Annotated in this window: 17 protein-coding genes and 5 tRNA genes; 6 read left to right on the top strand and 16 right to left on the bottom strand. The window is 59.2% G+C overall.

The features are described 5' to 3' along the window. Positions 1-29: 29 nt before the first annotated feature. Both murA and ramA read right to left on the bottom strand, forming a co-directional pair. Entirely contained in the window at positions 30-1,298 is a 1,269-nt protein-coding gene (gene murA / locus CORTU0001_RS11245; protein ID WP_005325837.1) for a UDP-N-acetylglucosamine 1-carboxyvinyltransferase, read from the bottom strand. Between the two features lie 21 nt (positions 1,299-1,319). After that, the gene (ramA, locus tag CORTU0001_RS11240) at positions 1,320-2,159 is read right to left on the bottom strand and encodes an acetate metabolism transcriptional regulator RamA (RefSeq protein ID WP_005325834.1); all 840 of its coding nucleotides are present in this window, start codon (positions 2,157-2,159) and stop codon (positions 1,320-1,322) included. Between the two features lie 264 nt (positions 2,160-2,423). Between ramA and cysK the strand changes: the two genes are divergently transcribed. Both cysK and epsC read left to right on the top strand, forming a co-directional pair. Further along, the gene (cysK, locus tag CORTU0001_RS11235) at positions 2,424-3,359 is read left to right on the top strand and encodes a cysteine synthase A (protein ID WP_005325832.1); all 936 of its coding nucleotides are present in this window, start codon (positions 2,424-2,426) and stop codon (positions 3,357-3,359) included. 70 nt (positions 3,360-3,429) lie between these two features. Continuing rightward, positions 3,430-3,993, top strand: coding sequence for a serine O-acetyltransferase EpsC (gene epsC / locus CORTU0001_RS11230; RefSeq protein ID WP_034668818.1), 564 nt, complete (start codon positions 3,430-3,432; stop codon positions 3,991-3,993). Between the two features lie 39 nt (positions 3,994-4,032). On the opposite strand, the gene CORTU0001_RS11225 is transcribed toward epsC, so the two are convergent. The 6 genes from CORTU0001_RS11225 to CORTU0001_RS11200 all read right to left on the bottom strand — a co-directional run bounded on the left by CORTU0001_RS11225 (position 4,033) and on the right by CORTU0001_RS11200 (position 5,180). After that, a complete protein-coding gene (locus tag CORTU0001_RS11225; RefSeq protein WP_005330054.1) occupies positions 4,033-4,323 on the bottom strand; it encodes a GNAT family N-acetyltransferase in 291 nt (96 codons plus the stop codon). Positions 4,324-4,371: 48 nt separating this feature from the next. Further along, positions 4,372-4,444, bottom strand: a tRNA-Phe gene (locus CORTU0001_RS11220). Between the two features lie 19 nt (positions 4,445-4,463). Further along, positions 4,464-4,537, bottom strand: a tRNA-Asp gene (locus CORTU0001_RS11215). 85 nt (positions 4,538-4,622) lie between these two features. Further along, entirely contained in the window at positions 4,623-4,937 is a 315-nt protein-coding gene (locus tag CORTU0001_RS11210; RefSeq protein WP_005330052.1) for a DUF4288 domain-containing protein, read from the bottom strand. A gap of 58 nt (positions 4,938-4,995) precedes the next feature. After that, positions 4,996-5,069, bottom strand: a tRNA-Asp gene (locus CORTU0001_RS11205). Positions 5,070-5,104: 35 nt separating this feature from the next. Then, positions 5,105-5,180, bottom strand: a tRNA-Glu gene (locus CORTU0001_RS11200). An 82-nt stretch (positions 5,181-5,262) separates the two neighbouring features. Here CORTU0001_RS11200 and CORTU0001_RS11195 point away from each other — a divergent pair. Further along, positions 5,263-5,595: a metal-sensitive transcriptional regulator gene (locus CORTU0001_RS11195; RefSeq protein ID WP_005325826.1), complete on the top strand. Its 333-nt coding sequence runs from the start codon at positions 5,263-5,265 to the stop codon at positions 5,593-5,595. A gap of 31 nt (positions 5,596-5,626) precedes the next feature. On the opposite strand, the gene CORTU0001_RS11190 is transcribed toward CORTU0001_RS11195, so the two are convergent. Next, positions 5,627-5,699, bottom strand: a tRNA-Lys gene (locus tag CORTU0001_RS11190). A 108-nt stretch (positions 5,700-5,807) separates the two neighbouring features. Then, complete coding sequence (locus CORTU0001_RS11185) at positions 5,808-7,310, bottom strand: acetyl-CoA hydrolase/transferase family protein (RefSeq protein ID WP_005330051.1); 1,503 nt, start codon at positions 7,308-7,310, stop codon at positions 5,808-5,810. Positions 7,311-7,501: 191 nt separating this feature from the next. On the opposite strand from CORTU0001_RS11185, the gene dusB reads away from it, so the two are divergent. Further along, positions 7,502-8,647, top strand: coding sequence for a tRNA dihydrouridine synthase DusB (dusB, locus tag CORTU0001_RS11180; protein WP_034668816.1), 1,146 nt, complete (start codon positions 7,502-7,504; stop codon positions 8,645-8,647). A 101-nt stretch (positions 8,648-8,748) separates the two neighbouring features. After that, on the top strand, positions 8,749-9,477 hold the full coding sequence (phoU, locus tag CORTU0001_RS11175; RefSeq protein ID WP_005330049.1) for a phosphate signaling complex protein PhoU: 729 nt from the start codon (positions 8,749-8,751) through the stop codon (positions 9,475-9,477). Positions 9,478-9,554: 77 nt separating this feature from the next. On the opposite strand, the gene pstB is transcribed toward phoU, so the two are convergent. From pstB to mshD, 5 genes are all read right to left on the bottom strand, one after another. After that, positions 9,555-10,328: a phosphate ABC transporter ATP-binding protein PstB gene (pstB, locus tag CORTU0001_RS11170; protein WP_005330048.1), complete on the bottom strand. Its 774-nt coding sequence runs from the start codon at positions 10,326-10,328 to the stop codon at positions 9,555-9,557. 52 nt (positions 10,329-10,380) lie between these two features. Further along, on the bottom strand, positions 10,381-11,295 hold the full coding sequence (pstA, locus tag CORTU0001_RS11165; protein WP_005325819.1) for a phosphate ABC transporter permease PstA: 915 nt from the start codon (positions 11,293-11,295) through the stop codon (positions 10,381-10,383). Between the two features lie 14 nt (positions 11,296-11,309). Continuing rightward, positions 11,310-12,356 carry a phosphate ABC transporter permease subunit PstC gene (pstC, locus tag CORTU0001_RS11160; protein ID WP_005330047.1) on the bottom strand — a complete coding sequence of 349 codons (1,047 nt, stop codon included), beginning with the start codon at positions 12,354-12,356 and terminating at the stop codon, positions 11,310-11,312. Positions 12,357-12,477: 121 nt separating this feature from the next. Further along, complete coding sequence (pstS, locus tag CORTU0001_RS11155; RefSeq protein WP_005330045.1) at positions 12,478-13,581, bottom strand: phosphate ABC transporter substrate-binding protein PstS; 1,104 nt, start codon at positions 13,579-13,581, stop codon at positions 12,478-12,480. A 214-nt stretch (positions 13,582-13,795) separates the two neighbouring features. Beyond that, positions 13,796-14,713, bottom strand: a complete 918-nt coding sequence (gene mshD / locus CORTU0001_RS11150) for a mycothiol synthase (protein ID WP_005330042.1) — start codon at positions 14,711-14,713, stop codon at positions 13,796-13,798. 33 nt (positions 14,714-14,746) lie between these two features. Here mshD and CORTU0001_RS11145 point away from each other — a divergent pair, with 33 nt between their 5' ends. After that, positions 14,747-15,574: an LmeA family phospholipid-binding protein gene (locus tag CORTU0001_RS11145; protein WP_005330041.1), complete on the top strand. Its 828-nt coding sequence runs from the start codon at positions 14,747-14,749 to the stop codon at positions 15,572-15,574. Here the strand turns inward: CORTU0001_RS11145 and CORTU0001_RS11140 are convergent. Further along, complete coding sequence (locus CORTU0001_RS11140; RefSeq protein ID WP_034668815.1) at positions 15,558-16,583, bottom strand: diacylglycerol/lipid kinase family protein; 1,026 nt, start codon at positions 16,581-16,583, stop codon at positions 15,558-15,560. The genes CORTU0001_RS11145 and CORTU0001_RS11140 overlap by 17 nt on opposite strands. Between the last annotated feature and the right edge of the window lie 11 nt (positions 16,584-16,594).

Genomic DNA, 16,594 nt, shown 5'->3' with positions numbered 1-16,594 from the left:
CGACGGAAAACGGTGTGCTGGGGGCGTCGTTAAAAGAGCTCTTCTTCTTGAGTTCTTTCAATTGTGGCGCCGAGGCGCTGCAGGTTTTCTACAAAGTTGGGGTATCCGCGGTCGATGTGGAAGACATCGTGGACCGTAGTGGTCTCATCCGCGCACAGTGCAGAAAGTACAAGACCCGCACCCGCACGAATATCGGAACTCCACACGTGAGTAGAAGAGAGTCGTTCTTTACCGCGGACTACTACATGGTGACCGTCAACCTGGGCGTCGGCACCCAAGCGCAGCATTTCATCCACAAAGCGGAAGCGGGATTCAAAGACATTCTCCGTAATGACGGTCGTTCCGTCCGCAATGGCAGAGATACCAATAGCCATCGGCTGCAGGTCGGTGGGGAATCCCGGAAATGGCAGGGTCTGGTAGTCCACAGCCTGTGGTCGCTGATCCATGCGCACGCGGAAACCATTCTCATAGGTCTCTAGTTCCGCGCCGGCGGACTTCAGCTTTTCTAGCGGCAAGTGCAGGTGGCGCGGGGAAATTCCACCCACGGTGATATCGCCCTGGGTCATAGCGGCGGCATACGCCCAAGTGCCGGCCACAATTCGGTCACCAATAACCTCATGCTGGGTGGGCTGCAGCTTATCGACGCCGCGGATGGTCACCACCGAGCTTCCCTCGCCCTCGATATCGGCGCCCATGGACTTGAGCATGGTGCACAGATCGACGATTTCCGGCTCGCGAGCCGCGTTATGGAGAACGGTTTCCCCTTCGGCGAGGACCGCAGCGGTAAGAATATTTTCGGTTGCGCCTACGGACGGGAAGTCCAGGCGGATATTCGCACCTCGCAGGTGCGTAGCCTCTGCCACGACGGCACCGTGTTCAATACGGGTGGTGGCGCCGAGCTTTTCTAGGCCGGTTTGGTGCATATCGAGCGGGCGGGAACCAATCGCGTCACCACCAGGCAACGCTACCTTCGCGTGGCCACAGCGGGAGGTCAAAGGCCCGAGCACGCAGACGGATGCGCGGAATTGGCGGACCGCGTCAAAATCCGCGTTGGATTGCGGCTGTGCAGGGGTAGTAATCCGAACCTCAGAGCCTTCGATGACTACCTCGCAGCCGAGCCCCTCGAGAACCTTCTTCATGAGGGGGACGTCCAGAATTTCTGGGCAGTTCGTCAGCGTCGTAGTGCCCTCCGCCAGCAAGGATGCGGCCATGAGCTTCAAGACGCTATTTTTCGCGCCATCTACTTTAACGGTGCCCTCTAGGCGAGCACCGCCGGAAACAATAAACTGATCTTTCACAACTGCCTACGCTACCGGTTCTTAAGGCAACGCGCCGATGCGACGGGCGGCATTAACCGCCTCGTAGCGGGTATGCGCACCGAGTTTACGCATTACCGAGCGCAAATAAGACTTCACGGTTTCTGCGCCGATACCCATTTCCTCGGCCGCTTCTACGTTGGTGTGGCCTAGGGCCACACAAGAGAGAACGTCGAGTTCGCGGGCGGAGAGCTTGGTGGATTGCTTCACGCGCACCGGCGAGACCATCTGGTCACACAACGTCTCTAGCTCTTTGCGCAGTTCTTCGTCTTCTACGCGGTTGGCCAGCATACGCAGCTTGGAGTGAGTGGAACGGACCTGCTCCCACTCGGCACCGTTCATGACGTGGCCGCGGGCGGCTCCGCCCTTGGACCCATCGGCGCGTCGCATGGCGGAATTAACGGCCAAGTCTTGCTCGAGGGTGCGCGCGGTCATCGTCACTTCTTCAATGACCTTGTCGCCCAAACGAACTGGGGAGTGCACGCCGACGTAGAGGACACCGCGAATTTCGCGCTGCACAGTAACGGGCACGGCCACAATGGAGTGCAGGCCCTCGTCCTGGATCACGCGGTCGTTCTCGTGCGAGATGGTGGTGGCACGAGTGTAATCGGATACACCTACCGCGCGGCGAGTGCTGACCACTCGCCCACCTACACCGACGCCGGAGTCAATGATCAGATTCTGCAGCGCTGGGGTGCGTAGCCCCACCCACTGCGTGATCTGCAGGCGATTATCGGGCAGCAGCGTGGCGTACATCGTCACCGGAATACCTGTAGCGGTCTTCAGGGACGACAGGGCCGCGCGTACGGATTCTTCATCATCTTTGAGGCGATGCGACTCCATGAGACTCTTTCCTCGTCGGGGGTAACCAAGCAGGTGTACCCGTCCTCCCCCGGGAATTTGGGGACCAGCGGGCAACTGAGTGGAAGTATAGACAGCATGTGGGGGTAATTCGAAATCGCCCTCGGCTTATCTGGCGCTGCAATCCCACATGAAATGCCCGACTGCCCGGTCTAGAATTTATATACTAACTGGTCTACTTGTGTAGTGTACGCTTGCGTTGTACGCGATTTGAACCCAAATCTGATTCCCAAAGGAGTCCACAAAATGGCTGTCTACAACAACATTATGGAAACCATCGGCGGCACCCCGCTGGTCCGCCTGAACCGTATCACCGAGGGCAAGGGCGCTACCGTGCTTGCCAAGGTTGAATCCTTTAACCCGGCTAACTCCGTGAAGGATCGCATCGGCAAGGCCATCGTTGCAGCGGCCGAGAAGTCCGGTCAGCTCAAGCCGGGCGGCACCATCGTGGAGGCCACCTCCGGCAACACCGGCATCGCCCTGGCCCTGGCTGGCGCCACCTTGGGCTACAAGGTCATCCTGACCATGCCGGAGACCATGTCCAATGAGCGCAAGGTACTGCTGCGTGCCTACGGCGCAGAAATCGTGCTGACCCCGGGCGCTGCGGGCATGCAGGGCGCCGTCGACAAGGCGAATGAAATTGTCGCTGAGACCGATAACGCCATCCTTGCCGCACAGTTCGCTAACGAGGCGAACCCGAAGATTCACGAGGAAACCACCGGCCCAGAGATTTGGGAAGACGCCGAGGGCAAGGTTGACGCCTTCGTTGCTGGCGTAGGCACCGGCGGCACCGTTACCGGTGTGGGCCGCTTCCTGAAGTCCAAGAACCCAGACCTGCACCTGGCTGCGGTCGAGCCGTCCGACTCCCCTGTCCTGTCTGAAGGCCACGCTGGCCCGCACAAGATTCAGGGCATCGGCGCTAACTTCGTTCCTGAGGTGCTTGACCGCGAGCTTCTCGACGAAGTCTTTACCGCTACCACCGAGGAGTCCATCAAGGCATCCCGCGACCTGGCTACCCAGGAAGGCCTGCTGGTTGGTATCTCCGCCGGCGCTAACGTTTCCGCAGCCCTGAAGCTGGCGGAGCGCCCAGAGTTCGAGGGCAAGACCATCGTGGTTGTCCTGCCGGACTTCGGTGAGCGCTACGTCTCCACCATCCTCTTCGAGGACATCCGCGAAGCTTAAATTACTTCGCTTGAATAAAAGCACCCGCCAACCTTGGCGGGTGCCTTTTTTATGCCAGTACTATGTGGGCATGAACATTATGAGCTACATCCGTGAAGACTTAGCAAATGCAAGAGATCACGATCCGGCCGCGCGTGGCGACGTCGAAAATGCAGTAGTGTACTCCGGCCTCCACGCGGTGTGGTCTCACCGCATTTCGCACTGGATGTGGAAGCGCGGGCTGCGCGGGCCTGCGCGCATCTTGGCGCAGATTAACCGCTTCTTTACCGGCGTGGAGATCCACCCGGGCGCCACAATCGGCCGCCGCTTCTTTATTGACCATGGCATGGGCATCGTCATTGGTGAAACCGCAGAGATTGGCGATGGCGTCATGCTCTACCATGGCGTCACCCTCGGCGGCCAGGTGCTCACCCAGACCAAGCGCCACCCCACTATCGAAGACAATGTCACTATCGGTGCGGGCGCCAAGGTGCTCGGCCCCATTACGATCGGTGAAGGTTCGGCCATTGGCGCCAATGCCGTGGTGACGAAGGATGTTCCCGCCGAAAATATCGCGGTGGGCATTCCGGCCAAGAACCGTCCGCGCAACCCGAATGAGCGCATCAAACTGGTCGATCCCGACTACTACATCTAAATTCTTTCCCAGCGGCTCCCAGGCAACTGCGGGCCGCTTTTATATGCCTTCTGAGCGCAGCAGGTCGCGGTATTCGGGATTCTTTTCTATAAAGTGCGCCACTGCCGAGCAGGAAGCAATGACGTGCTTGCCGACGCCCCGGACGTCGTCAAGCGCTGCCTTAATCAGCGGCGCGGACAATCCTTGGCCACGGAAAGCATCCTTGATGACCGTGTGGTTGAACTCGCGGGTACTGCCGGCGTCTACGTAGTGGCACGCGCCCGCCTCAACACCGTCCACGGTAAGGACGTAACGGGACTTATCGGTCTGGTGTGCAATAGCGTGTTCCATGTGCCCATACTAAGCAAAAATGGCCCCTCTTACGAGGAGCCATTATTGTGGCCAGAGCCAGGATCGAACTGGCGACCCCACACTTTTCAGGCGTGTGCTCTACCGACTGAGCTATCTGGCCAGAAACCCGAAGGTTTCCGCGACCCTGACGGGACTTGAACCCGCGACCTCCGCCGTGACAGGGCGGCGCGCTAACCAACTGCGCCACAGGGCCATTTTTAATTGTGTGTGTGCTCTTGGGCACGGATAAATACTTTACAGAAGACTCCCAAGACTCACCAAATCAGCACGTCAGAACGCTATTTAGGCGGTGAAAGCGGATCTTTTCCACCCAAGTTCATCTCGAAGCGTTTGTAGTCTTCCAGCGAGGAAAAGTGCCGCGAATAGAGGTCACAATCTCGATCCACATGACCGTAGAGGGCGGGTGCGACGTCGACAATGTGGCGCAGCTTCAGGCCCTCATATTCCTGCTCGCGAGTCCATTCAACGGCCTTGCGGTGCGCCTCCTCATCCGAATCTGCATAGATGAGAAAGAAGTCCTCTCGGAAGAAGTTAGAATGCTCCGAGCTTTCGGAGGCGAGCTCAAAGACAGCGATTCCGACGTATGGTTCCATGGCGCCAGCCTAACAAAACAAAAAGCAGCAACCGCCGAAGCGATTGCTGCTCATTCTGCGACCTTGACGGGACTTGAACCCGCGACCTCCGCCGTGACAGGGCGGCGCGCTAACCAACTGCGCCACAAGGCCAATCGAATATTCAATTCGAACCAACACTTTCGTGTTGGTACCCCCAACGGGATTCGAACCCGTGCCGCTGCCGTGAAAGGGCAGTGTCCTAGGCCGCTAGACGATGGGGGCCCGTCGCGCTAAGGCGACTTCTAGAAATATACTGGAGACCTCACCTAGTTACAAAATCGATCCCCCAGAAAGATTAGGAACCATGTCTGACCAGCATCAAACGTGCTCCTGCCACGAGCCGCACGTGCACGGATATAACGCGGATTCTAAGAGCAAGGATCGCTACCTTGCCCGACTCAAGCGCATTGAGGGGCAGGCGCGCGGCATCCACCGCATGGTCGAGGAAGACCAATACTGCATCGACATCATTACCCAGATTTCGGCGGTGAAGTCGGCGCTGGAGAATGTCTCACTGGCGCTCCTAGAAGACCATATTGAGCACTGTGTGGCCGGTGCCGCCGCCGAGGACGGTGAAGTAGCCACCGAGAAGCTAGAGGAAGCCATGCGCGCCATCAAGAAGATGGTGAAAAACTAAAAGGAGCCACCCGAAAAGGTGGCTCCAGTTGTGGGCCCTGTGGGGATCGAACCCACGACCTGCGGATTAAAAGTCCGTAGCTCTACCAACTGAGCTAAAGGCCCAACGTCGCTACATTTTAGCGTGCGGTATTTGCAAAGTCCTAATTAGGGGGCGTCGGCAAGCGAAAGGCGCCCAGCTCGCCGCTGAGCGCCTGCCGAGGCGTGGCCACATTAGCCGCGCATATCGCCCTTCTCCATGAAGCGGACCTGGAAGTCAAAGGCGGTCTTCAGGTCGTGCGGAGTGTGCTGGAACTTGTTTTCCTTGGCACGGTTGAAGTACTCCTCGAGCAACGGACGGTAATCCGGGTGCGCCACGGAGATGACCTTTTCCACGCGCTCCTTCGGCGCCAGACCGCGCAGGTCGGCTACGCCGTACTCGGTAATGATGACCATGGTGTCGTGCTCGGTGTGGTCGGTGTGAGACACGAACGGAACCAGCGCAGAAATCGCGCCATCCTTGGCCACCGACGGGGAAACGAAGGTGGAGATATAAGCGTTGCGGGTGAAGTCACCCGAGCCGCCGGTGCCGTTCATAATGCGGGAGCCGGACACGTTGGTGGAGTTGATGTTGCCGTAGATATCGGCCTCAATCATGCCGTTGGAGGAAATCAGGCCGACGCGGCGGATGACCTCTGGGTGGTTGGAAACCTGCTGCGGGCGGAGGATGATGTGCTTGCGGTAGCGCTCCGCCTCCTCATTCATCTTCTCCGCGTAGTCCGGGGACAGCGCGAAGGAGGTGGCGGAAGCCATGGTCATCTTGCCCGCATCGATGAGATCGAGCATGCCATCCTGAATGACCTCGGTATAGGCCTGAATATTCTCAAACTTGGAGTCCAGCAGGCCGGCCATCACGGCGTTGGGGACATTGCCCACGCCGGACTGCATGATGAACTTGTCATACTCAAGGCGACCAGCGGCGACCTCCCCCTCGAGGAACTCGATGAAGTTGGCGGCGATCTTCTCGGAAACCTCGTCCGGTTCCTTGAATGGTGCGTTGCGGTCCGGGGCATCGGTCTTTACCACTGCAACAACCTTGTCCTCCGGCACCTCCATGTAGGTGGTACCGATGCGGTCACCCGGCTTAGTGATAGGGATTGGCTGGCGGTTAGGCAGCTTTTCAATGCGATAGATATCGTGCATGCCCTCGAGGTTGATGGACTGCCACTCATTGATCTCAATGATGATCTTATCCGCAGCCTCGATGAACTCGAGGTTATTGCCCACTGCGGAGGACGGCACCACGTGGCCTTCTTCGGTAATGCGCACGGCCTCAATAATGGCTACCTGGAAGTCACCGTAGAAGCCCTCTTCTACCTGCTGGCCCGAGTGAGACAGGTGGATATCCTGATAAAGCGCGGTGCCATCATTGAACTGCTTACGCAGGGTGGGATCGGAGTTATAAGGAGAGCGGAAGCGAATTGCCTCAGCTTCCGCCAGAACGCCATCGCAGTCCGGGGCGGTGGAAGCGCCGGAGAAGACGTCGATCTTAAATTCCTCGCCCTTTTCATGTAGAGCCTTGGCCTTCTCTGCAATGGCGGTGGGCAGACCCTTGGGGTAGCCAGCACCGGTGAAGCCGGAAATGCCCACGCGGTCACCGTGGTTGACGTGCTGAGCAGCCTCTTCAGCGGAAACTACGAGCTTCTCGAATGGGGCATACGCGATTCTCTCGGACAAGGGTAATCCTCCTTCATTAAGGGGCCAGCCAAAATAACGGCCGTTCTAATTAGTTACACAGCCCACATTAGCGAATCTTTGCAAGATTTCCACCACTTTTGTGTGACCTTTACCCCATAAAGCAAAAATAGGGAACGGCGCCACTGTGGCACTAGTTGCTATTTTCCCCCGTTAACTAGCACAATTGGGGCGTGAATTTGCGCATTGGACACTACGACCTCTCCTCCCCCGTCATCCTCGCCCCGATGGCGGGGGTAACCAACGTTGCCTTCCGCACGTTGTGCCGCGAGCAGGAGCTGCAACGCACCGGCACGGTGTCGGGCCTCTACGTCTGCGAGATGGTCACCGCCCGCGCCTTGGTAGAGCGCAATGAAAAGACGCTGCACATGACCACCTTTGCGCCACAGGAGGATCCCCGTTCCTTACAGATCTATACGGTGGATCCGGAATATACGTATAAAGCCGCGAAGATGATCGTCGACGAAAACCTGGCGGACCACATCGATATGAACTTTGGTTGCCCGGTTCCGAAGGTGACCCGCCGCGGTGGCGGTTCCGCGCTGCCTTATAAACGACGCCTCTTTGGCAATATCGTCTCCGCCGCGGTCAAGGCCACAGAGGGCACCAATATCCCGGTCACGGTAAAGATGCGTGTGGGCATCGACGACGAGCACCATACGCATCTCGACGCCGGGCGCATCGCCGTCGAGTCCGGTGCCGCCGCCGTTACCCTGCACGGCCGCACCGCCGCTCAGCGCTACTCCGGCGAAGCCCGATGGGACGAAATCGCCCGCCTCAAGGAGCACTTGGCGGATACTGGCGTGCCAGTGCTGGGCAATGGCGATATCTTCCGTGCCGAGGATGCCCGCCGCATGATGGAACAAACCGGCTGCGACGGCGTGCAAGTAGGCCGCGGCTGCCTCGGCCGCCCGTGGCTTTTTGCCGAGCTCGGCGCCGCACTGCGCGGCGAGTCCATTCCGGCAGAGCCCACCCTGGGCGAGGTCACCCAGGTGATCCTCCGCCACGCGGAGCTACTGGCGGAGCACGATGGCGAGGACAATGCTTCCCGCGATATCCGCAAGCACATCGGTTGGTACCTGCGTGGTTTCCCGGTTGGTGGCCAGGTCCGCGCGGGCTTAGCCAAGGTCAGTTCCATCGATGCCTTGCGTGAGCTCCTTGCACCTTGGGCAGAGTCCGATGCCCTAGCTGCTGACGCCGACGGGGCCCGCGGCCGCCAAGGCTCGCCATCCAAGGTGGCTTTGCCGGATGGTTGGCTCGACGATCCAGAGGACGACTGCGTTCCGGTCGCCGCTGACATTATGAACTCCGGCGGATAACCTAACAAAGGTATAAGAGCAGCTAGGGGCACTCAGGAAACCTGCATTTATGCTCCACTTAAGTTGCGCAAGCGCCGAAATTTTTCGCTATCATCTTTGGCATGCGTGCCGCTTATAGGGAACACCTAGACAATTTCTCCCACGACCTCATCGTGATGTGCGATACCGTACGCGACATCATGGATAAGGCCTCCTTGGCGCTGCTGCAGGGCGCCTTGGACTCCGCGGAAGATGCTCTCACCATGACTGAGGAGCTAGATGAGTTCCGCGCTAGGTGCTCTGAGCGTGCCGTAAAACTCTTGGCCCTGGAAAACCCCATGGCACAGGACCTCCGTCAGGTGGTCTCCTCGATTTATATCGTGGAGGATCTCTACCGCATGGGCCGTTTAGCCCAGCACATAGCGGACTCCGCGCGCCGCCGCCACCCTGACGCCGTGGTACCGGCGAATTACATCGGCTACTTCGAGGAAATGTACCGTCTCACTGAAGAAATGGGGTCGGTCCTGCACGATATCCTCGTCACCCCTGATGCGGATTTGTCCGTCAACCTCCGTGCCGACGATGATGCGGTAGATGATATCAACTCCCATATTCTGCGCATCCTGACCCAGCGCGAATGGGAAGGCAGCGTGCGCGAAGCCGTTGAGACCTCACAAATTACGCGTTACTACGAGCGCTATGCAGACCACTGCGTCTCCGTGGCCGGCCACATCATCTATCTGACCACGGGTCTTTTGCCCAATGACTATGCCAAGAAACTAGAAGAGGACAAGAAGGACGCCGAATTTGAAGCACGGATGGCAGATCTCGAGCGTCAATTCCGCCGTTAGACGGATTTAAGCACCAAAGAAGGGGGGCCGGTTCTTTCGAACCGGCCCCCCTTCTCTCGGACAATCTCTCTTACTCTTTAGCCGAAGCGGCCAGAGATGTAATCCTCGGTCTCCTTCTGGGAAGGATTCTCGAAGATCTTGGTGGTGTCATCGAACTCCACCAGGTGGCCCGGCTTACCGGTTGCTTCCAGGGAGAAGAAGCCGGTCTTATCGGACACGCGGGCTGCCTGCTGCATGTTGTGGGTCACGATAACGATGGTGAAGTTTTCCTTCAGCTCGTGGATGAGGTCCTCCACGGCGAGGGTGGAAATCGGGTCCAGTGCGGAGCAAGGCTCGTCCATGAGTAGCACCTCTGGCTCCACGGCGATAGCGCGGGCGATGCACAGACGCTGCTGCTGACCACCGGAGAGGCCACCGCCTGGCTTGTCCAGGCGGTCCTTAACCTCATCCCACAGGTTGGCGCCGCGCAGGGACTTCTCCGCGACTTCCTTGAGCTTCTTCTTGTTCTTTTCACCGGACAGCTTCAGGCCTGCCACCACGTTGTCCTCGATGGACATGGTGGGGAACGGATTTGCCTTCTGGAAGACCATGCCGATGGTGTTGCGTACGGATACCGGGTCAACCTTTGGTCCGTAGATATTGGTGCCATCGAGCAGGATTTCGCCCTTCACGGAGGCGCCGGGGATAACCTCGTGCATGCGGTTGATGGTGCGCAGCACGGTGGACTTACCGCAGCCGGAAGGGCCGATGAATGCGGTCACGGCCTGGGCCGGAATCTGCATATTCACGTTCTGCACGGCGTGGAAGTCGCCGTAATAAATGTTCACGTCATTGAGCGCGAGCTTAGACATTTGGGAGTTTCTCCTCTAGCAAGTGTATGGCGGAATCGAGTGGGTACGGCGTTTACTTCTTAACCGAGAACTTCGCGGAAACGATGCGGGCCGCAATGTTGAGGACGGCGATGAGGATAACCAGCGTCAACGCTGCTCCCCAGAGCTTGTCCAGTACGGCTGGCTGTGCGCCGGCCTTGTACATATCCAGCATCATCAGCGGGAGCGAAGACTGCGAGCCCTTGAAGGCGTCCCAGTTGATGACGGAAGAGGAACCAACCAAGACCAGCACCGGCGAGGACTCACCCATCACGCGGGCAATCGCCAGCATGATACCGGTGACGATGCCGGACAGTGCGGTAGGCAGAACGATGCGAGCGATGGTCTTCCACTTCGGAACGCCGAGTGCGTAGGACGCTTCACGCAGATCCATGGGGACCACGCGCAGCATCTCTTCGGTATTGCGCACCACAATCGGAATCATCAGCAGCACCAGGGACAGCGCCACGGCGAAGCCGGAGCGGCCGAAGCCGAACAGGGTGATCCACATGGCGAAGATGAACAGGGCCGCAACGATGGAAGGCACACCGGACAGGATGTCCACCATGAAGGTGGTGATGCGGCCGAGCCAGCCGCCCTTGGAGTACTCCACCAAGTAGATGGCGGTAAAGATGCCGATCGGGATAGAGATAACGGAGGCCAGAATGGTCTGGACGAAGGTACCCACGATGGCGTGAGCGGCACCGCCGCCGGCAGAGCTATTCATGATGCCGCGCTGGGAGGCGGTCCACCACTCAGGGTTGAGGATGACGCCACTGCCGCGGGCGATGAGTTCCCACAGAACCCACACCAGCGGAACCATGGCCAGAATCATTGCGCCCCAGACCACCGCGGTGGCGATGTTATTGGTCATCTTGCGGGAGCCGGAGATGTCCAGGAAGGTCGCGCCGCCTTGGGAGGCAGGCTTGGCATTAGTAGTCGTAGTCATTGATCCTCCCCTCCTTACTTATTCTTCACGATGGCGCGGGCAATGGCGTTGACCACGAAGGTCAGCAAGAACAGCATGAGGCCGGCGGCGATGTAGGCACCAGCGCGCATCTCGTTACCGAACTCGGCAGATGCCAGGGCGATGGCCGTGGCGAAGGTCGTGCCGCCGTCGAAAAGCGAGAAGCGGAAGTCAATCAGCGGGGAGACAACCATGTAGAGCGCCATGGTCTCACCCAGTGCACGGCCCAGGCCGAGCATGGAGCCGGCGATGTAGCCGGACATACCGAACGGCAGAACGGTCATGCGGATAACTTCCCAGCGGGTAGCGCCCAGAGCCAGGGCGGATTCCACCTGGCCCGGAGGGGTCTGCACGAAGACCTCGCGCGCGGTAGCGGCGATGATCGGCAGAATCATCACGGCAAGCACGATGCCACCGGTAAACAGGTTGCGGCCGGTTGCAAACGACGGCGAGTTATCGAAGACGTGGAACAGGAAGAATCCACCCGCCCAGGATTCCATCCAGGAGTAGAAACCGGACAGTGCCGGGCCAAGAACCTGCCAACCCCACAGGCCGTAGACGATGGACGGAACTGCAGCGAGCATGTCCACGAGGAAGCCGAGCGGCTTAACCAAGCGGGCAGGCGCGTAGTTGGACAGGAAGATGGCGATGGCTAGGGCCACCGGCATAGCCAGCAGGAGGGCGAAGACGGAGATGAGAACGGTGGTACCGAACATGGTCGGGATACCGAACTTCATCGCGGAGGTATCGGTGGTCTCCCAGCGGCCGCCGTAGGTGAAGAAGCCCATGATGCCGCCGTCGTTAACGCCTAGGGCGGGAACCGCACGCCACAGCAGGAAGGCGGCAATGGCGGCAATCATAACGGTGATGAGGGTTGCCGAAGCAGTGGACAGGAATTCGAAGACGCGGTCACCCGGGCGCTTGACGCCGCTACTGGAGCTGGTGGTAGCTACCTCGTCGTGTCCGCTGTTGGAGACTCGCTCGGCAGAGGTGGCGTTTGCATCCGTCTGCTCTGGAGCCGTGGTGAGATTATTGTCTGCCATGAGACTGTTAATCCTTTTCAGCGTTAAAAATGGAAAATATCGTTACATACCTGCGCCCCCAAAGCGCGAATCGTGTGCGGCAGTGGGGGCGGGAGGTATTAAGCTTTTACAGCTTTAGCGCTTACTGCAGAGCGTCAACAGCAGCCTTCAGCTTGTCCAGGTGAGCACCCTCAACTGGGATGAAGCCCTGCTCAGCCAGCTGGTCATCCTGGTGATCCAGGACGGTGGTGAAGAAGGACTTGACCAGCTTGGAGGTCTCCTCATCGTAGCCCTTGGAGCAGACGATGTTGTAGGTGGTCAGGATGAGCGGGTATGCACCCTCGTTGTCGGAGGAGAACAGTGCCTCGGAGTCAACAACCATGTTGTGCTCGGAGTCGGTCTCCTTGAATTCCAGGTTCTCCAGAGCCTTGTTGACGGACTCGGTGGACAGCTCAACCGGGCCGTGGCCGAAGTCGATCTTGGCCTTCTTGACGCCGTCGCCTTCCTTCTGGTCTGCGAAGCCGGCCTCGACGTAGGTGATAGCACCATCGATGCTTGCAACCTGGTCAGCAACGCCGGAGGAGCCGTTAGCACCCTCACCAACAGCGTCTGGGAACTGCTTGCCCTCGGAGTCCCAGTCACCGGTAGCGGCCTTCAGGAACTTCTGGAAGTTTGCGGAGGTACCGGACTCGTCAGAACGGAAGATGACGGTGATGTCCTTGTCCGGCAGGTCGGTGCCCTCGTTGTCAGCAGCGATGGCCTTGTCGTTCCACTTCTTGATTTCGCCCTTGAAGATCTTGCCCAGGGTCTCAGTGGAGAGGTTGATCTCGGTGTCACCCAGGTTGTAGGCAATTGCAACCGGACCGATGGTGGTTGGCAGGTGCCATGCCTCGTTGCCATCGCAACGCTTAGCGGCAGCCTCGACCTCGCCCTCGTCTTCCTTCAGAGCGGAGTCAGAACCAGCGAAGTCAGCCTGGCCATTGGTGAAGGCCTCAACGCCGGCGCCGGAACCGGAAGCGTTGTAGGACAGGGAAGCGTCTGGGTGATCCTCGGAGAACGCGGTCTGGAAGTAGGACATTGCGTTCTGCTGGGAGGATGCGCCGTCGCCGACGAGCTCGCCGGAGACGTCCTCGCCGCCAGCGGAATCGGAGGAGGAGCCAGACTCCTCAGAGCAAGCTACGAGAGCGGTAGAGGTTGCGGCTACGATGCCGAAGATTGCGGCAGTGCGCTTGAAGTTGCGAATCACGGGAAAACCCTTTCCGGTGCAGATCAGAGATTGATTGTCCGAGGAAACCGCATCTCCTAGAGAGATACTTCCTGCATCCCGCTCTGCCTTCTGGGGCGAGATGCAGGCGCACAGGTGCGGTTAACTCACAGGGTGTAAAGCTATCCGCAGGATCTGACCAAAAGGGTGCCAAGAGGTAAACACTGGGTGAACAAACGTCGTGTACCCCATGACGTTAGTCACACACGCCCCAAACGACGTGTTCTTCATCAACCTCAAAGCCTAGGCGTTCATACGCCTTCAACGCCGGATCATTATCCGCTTCTACATAAAGAATTACCCGCTGAGCGCCCTTTTCCACCATGCGGCGCAGGCCAATTTGCAGCAGCGGACCGCCCAACTTCTTACCGCGGTAGTCTTCCGCCAAGCCCACCACGTAGACCTCACCGAAGCCCGGAGTTTCCTCCGCATGCCACTTGGTCCAGTGGAAGCCGGCAAGTGCCGGCTCATCCGCCGTATCCCACAGGAAAAGCAGGTCTGCGGGGTCGAACCAGTCTGCCTCCATGCCGCGGTGCAGGCGATCAAGATCCCAGCCGCCTTGTTCGGGATGCCAGGAAAAGGCCTCGTTATTGACCTTGAGCCACTGCTCTTCCACAAAGTCCTTGCCCCACTTATCCACCGCCTCGGTGTAATTCAGGGCGGTCAGTGGCAAGACTTCGGGGCGGGCGGCCGCTGCGAGCCCTTCGCCCCCGATACCCATGACCACCAGCTTGCGGGTGACCTGCAGGTCACGGGAGTGCGCAAGCGCCTGTGCCGCCGGCAGGTTCCCGTGGGCCCAGGTGTGAAGGTTGGGGGTCTTAGCGGCGGCGTCGTAAAGCGCGGCACCATAACCCTGCCCGCGGTAATCGGGGGCAATAAATAGCTCGGCGGTAGAGCCCTCCAGACCGGCTACGCCGCACGGCTCCTCCCCTACCCAGGCCACCAGGTGGCGGTGCTCCAGGCGGGAATCGCTAAGACCGTTGAGGAATTGCTCCGACAGTGGCGCCATCCCATCCTGGCGTTCGGCCTGCTCAGCCAGCGCTTTTACGCGGCGAGCCAGCTCCGCGGCGTCCGGCAGTTTTTCTTCCGTAATCTTAAAGGCATTGCTAGTCATAGGCCCCAGAATACGTAGGGTAAGAATGAAAGGGTGAGTGTTCTAAAGATTGACCGGCGCATCGTGCACGTCCTCCTCGTGGTGTGCGTGCTCATTGCGGCCTGGGTGGCGGACGCCTGTGTGGCTATGCACACGGAACACAAAGTAGCGCAAGCCGTGAAAGCCAATTCGCGGCTGGATAATACGCCGGATGTTTTCATCGGCGGCACCCCCTACGTGTGGGCGGCGGCCTCGAAGGAAATTCCTTATCTCGAGGTCAAGGCGCTGGACGTGGAGGTGCCCAAGCTGGGCATGGTCAACGCTTCGACCGTGCTGCGCGATATCACCGTCACCCCAGAGCAGGTCATGAACGGCGATATTGAGGGCGCGCCCGTCTCCACCTACTCGCGCGGCATTTCCTTGGATGGTGTGGCCCTGGGCCGCCTATTGGGAATTACCGATCTCTCGATTGCTAACCCCGACGATATTTCCCCCTCCGGTGGCACCTCTGCAGAAGCAGAGCTAACGGGCACCCTGCCTGGCGACGCCCACAAGTCCACCGCCAAGGTCACCCTCCGCCTGGTTGGTCCGGAGTTTCGCATGCAGGTCTATGACACGGACGATGAGCGCCTACAAAAGGCCTTTTCCCTCAACTTCGACACCCGCCAGTTACCGCTTCCGGCCCAAGCGACCGCGGTAAAGATGCAGGGAGGCACCATTTCCTTCGAGGTACAGCGCCGCAATATTAAGGTGCAGCTGGCCCAGCTCTCCCCGCTAGAGATTGAAGGCTCGGAGCAAAAGGCCGTGGAAGAGGCAGAAAAGAAGGCCGCCGACACCAAGCACCGCGTCGGCCCCGCGCCGCAGACTAGCGCAGGCGAATAAAGTCCCGGAGAACTTCCTTCATCGTGCGCTGATGGACCTCCCGCCTATCCTGCGGGGCGAATACCTCGATGGCATCCTTCACGGAGGCCAAGGTAACCGCGTCAAAGCGCCCCTCCGATTCTCCATCGGCTTGGAAGCGCTGCGGTTCGCGGCAGACTAGCTCTACCCGCATGGCGTCGTCGAAGGCCACCGTCTTTTCTTTGGTGAGCTTATTGAGCCATCCGCGCTTATCGGCGCCGAAGAGGTGCAGCAGGCCGACAACGCCGCCGAGACCGCTAAACTCCTCCAGCCCAAAGAGGGCAAGGCCCTCGTCAAAGGAATTGCGCGGATTAGTTACTACCGGCAGCGGGCCTAGGAAGGTCCACGGGTTGGTATTGGAGGTAAACAGCAGTGGCACATCGTCCTTGTGCAGCTGCTCGCCGCTGCTGGATTCGGCCGTTACCGCGATATGCGGTGGCTTTTTCCGCGCACGGCTCCAGGCCCGAATGGCGACATTGAGGTAGCGCAGCGGAGTTGCCGAAAATCCCTGCTCACGAGCGCGATCCACGCGGGCCAGGACATCCGCGTCTAAGCCAAAACCGGCGTTGACGGCAAACCACCGCTCGTTCCACGTTCCTAGGTAGATGGTGCGGCGCAGATCCCGGTCGAGCATGCGAGCCAGCACATGGGTGGCCTCCATTGGGGTGTTGGGGAACCCTAGAGCGCGCACAAAGACATTGGCGGAGCCGGTAGGAATTACGGCCAGCGCCGGGATGGACTGCGGATCGGGACGCTGCTCATCCGCCGGGCCGAGGAGCCCGTTGACTACCTCGTTGACGGTTCCATCTCCTCCCACAGCAATGATGACGTCGTAATCATCCCTGGTCATTCCCTTGACCATCTCTTCGGCGTGGCCAGGGTAATGCGTAAATTTCACCTTGAGGTGCAGGCCCTCTACCGCTTGTAGGCAGGGAACGATTTGGCGGAAGAGGGCGTTGGTTTGTGAGGTCGAGTTTGGATTCGAGATCATCAATGCGTGCA

This window comes from Corynebacterium tuberculostearicum SK141, assembly GCF_000175635.1.
GTDB lineage: Bacteria > Actinomycetota > Actinomycetes > Mycobacteriales > Mycobacteriaceae > Corynebacterium > Corynebacterium tuberculostearicum_C.
Note: the sequence above shows the minus strand (reverse complement) of the source record. Positions and strands in the feature narration are given on the sequence as shown.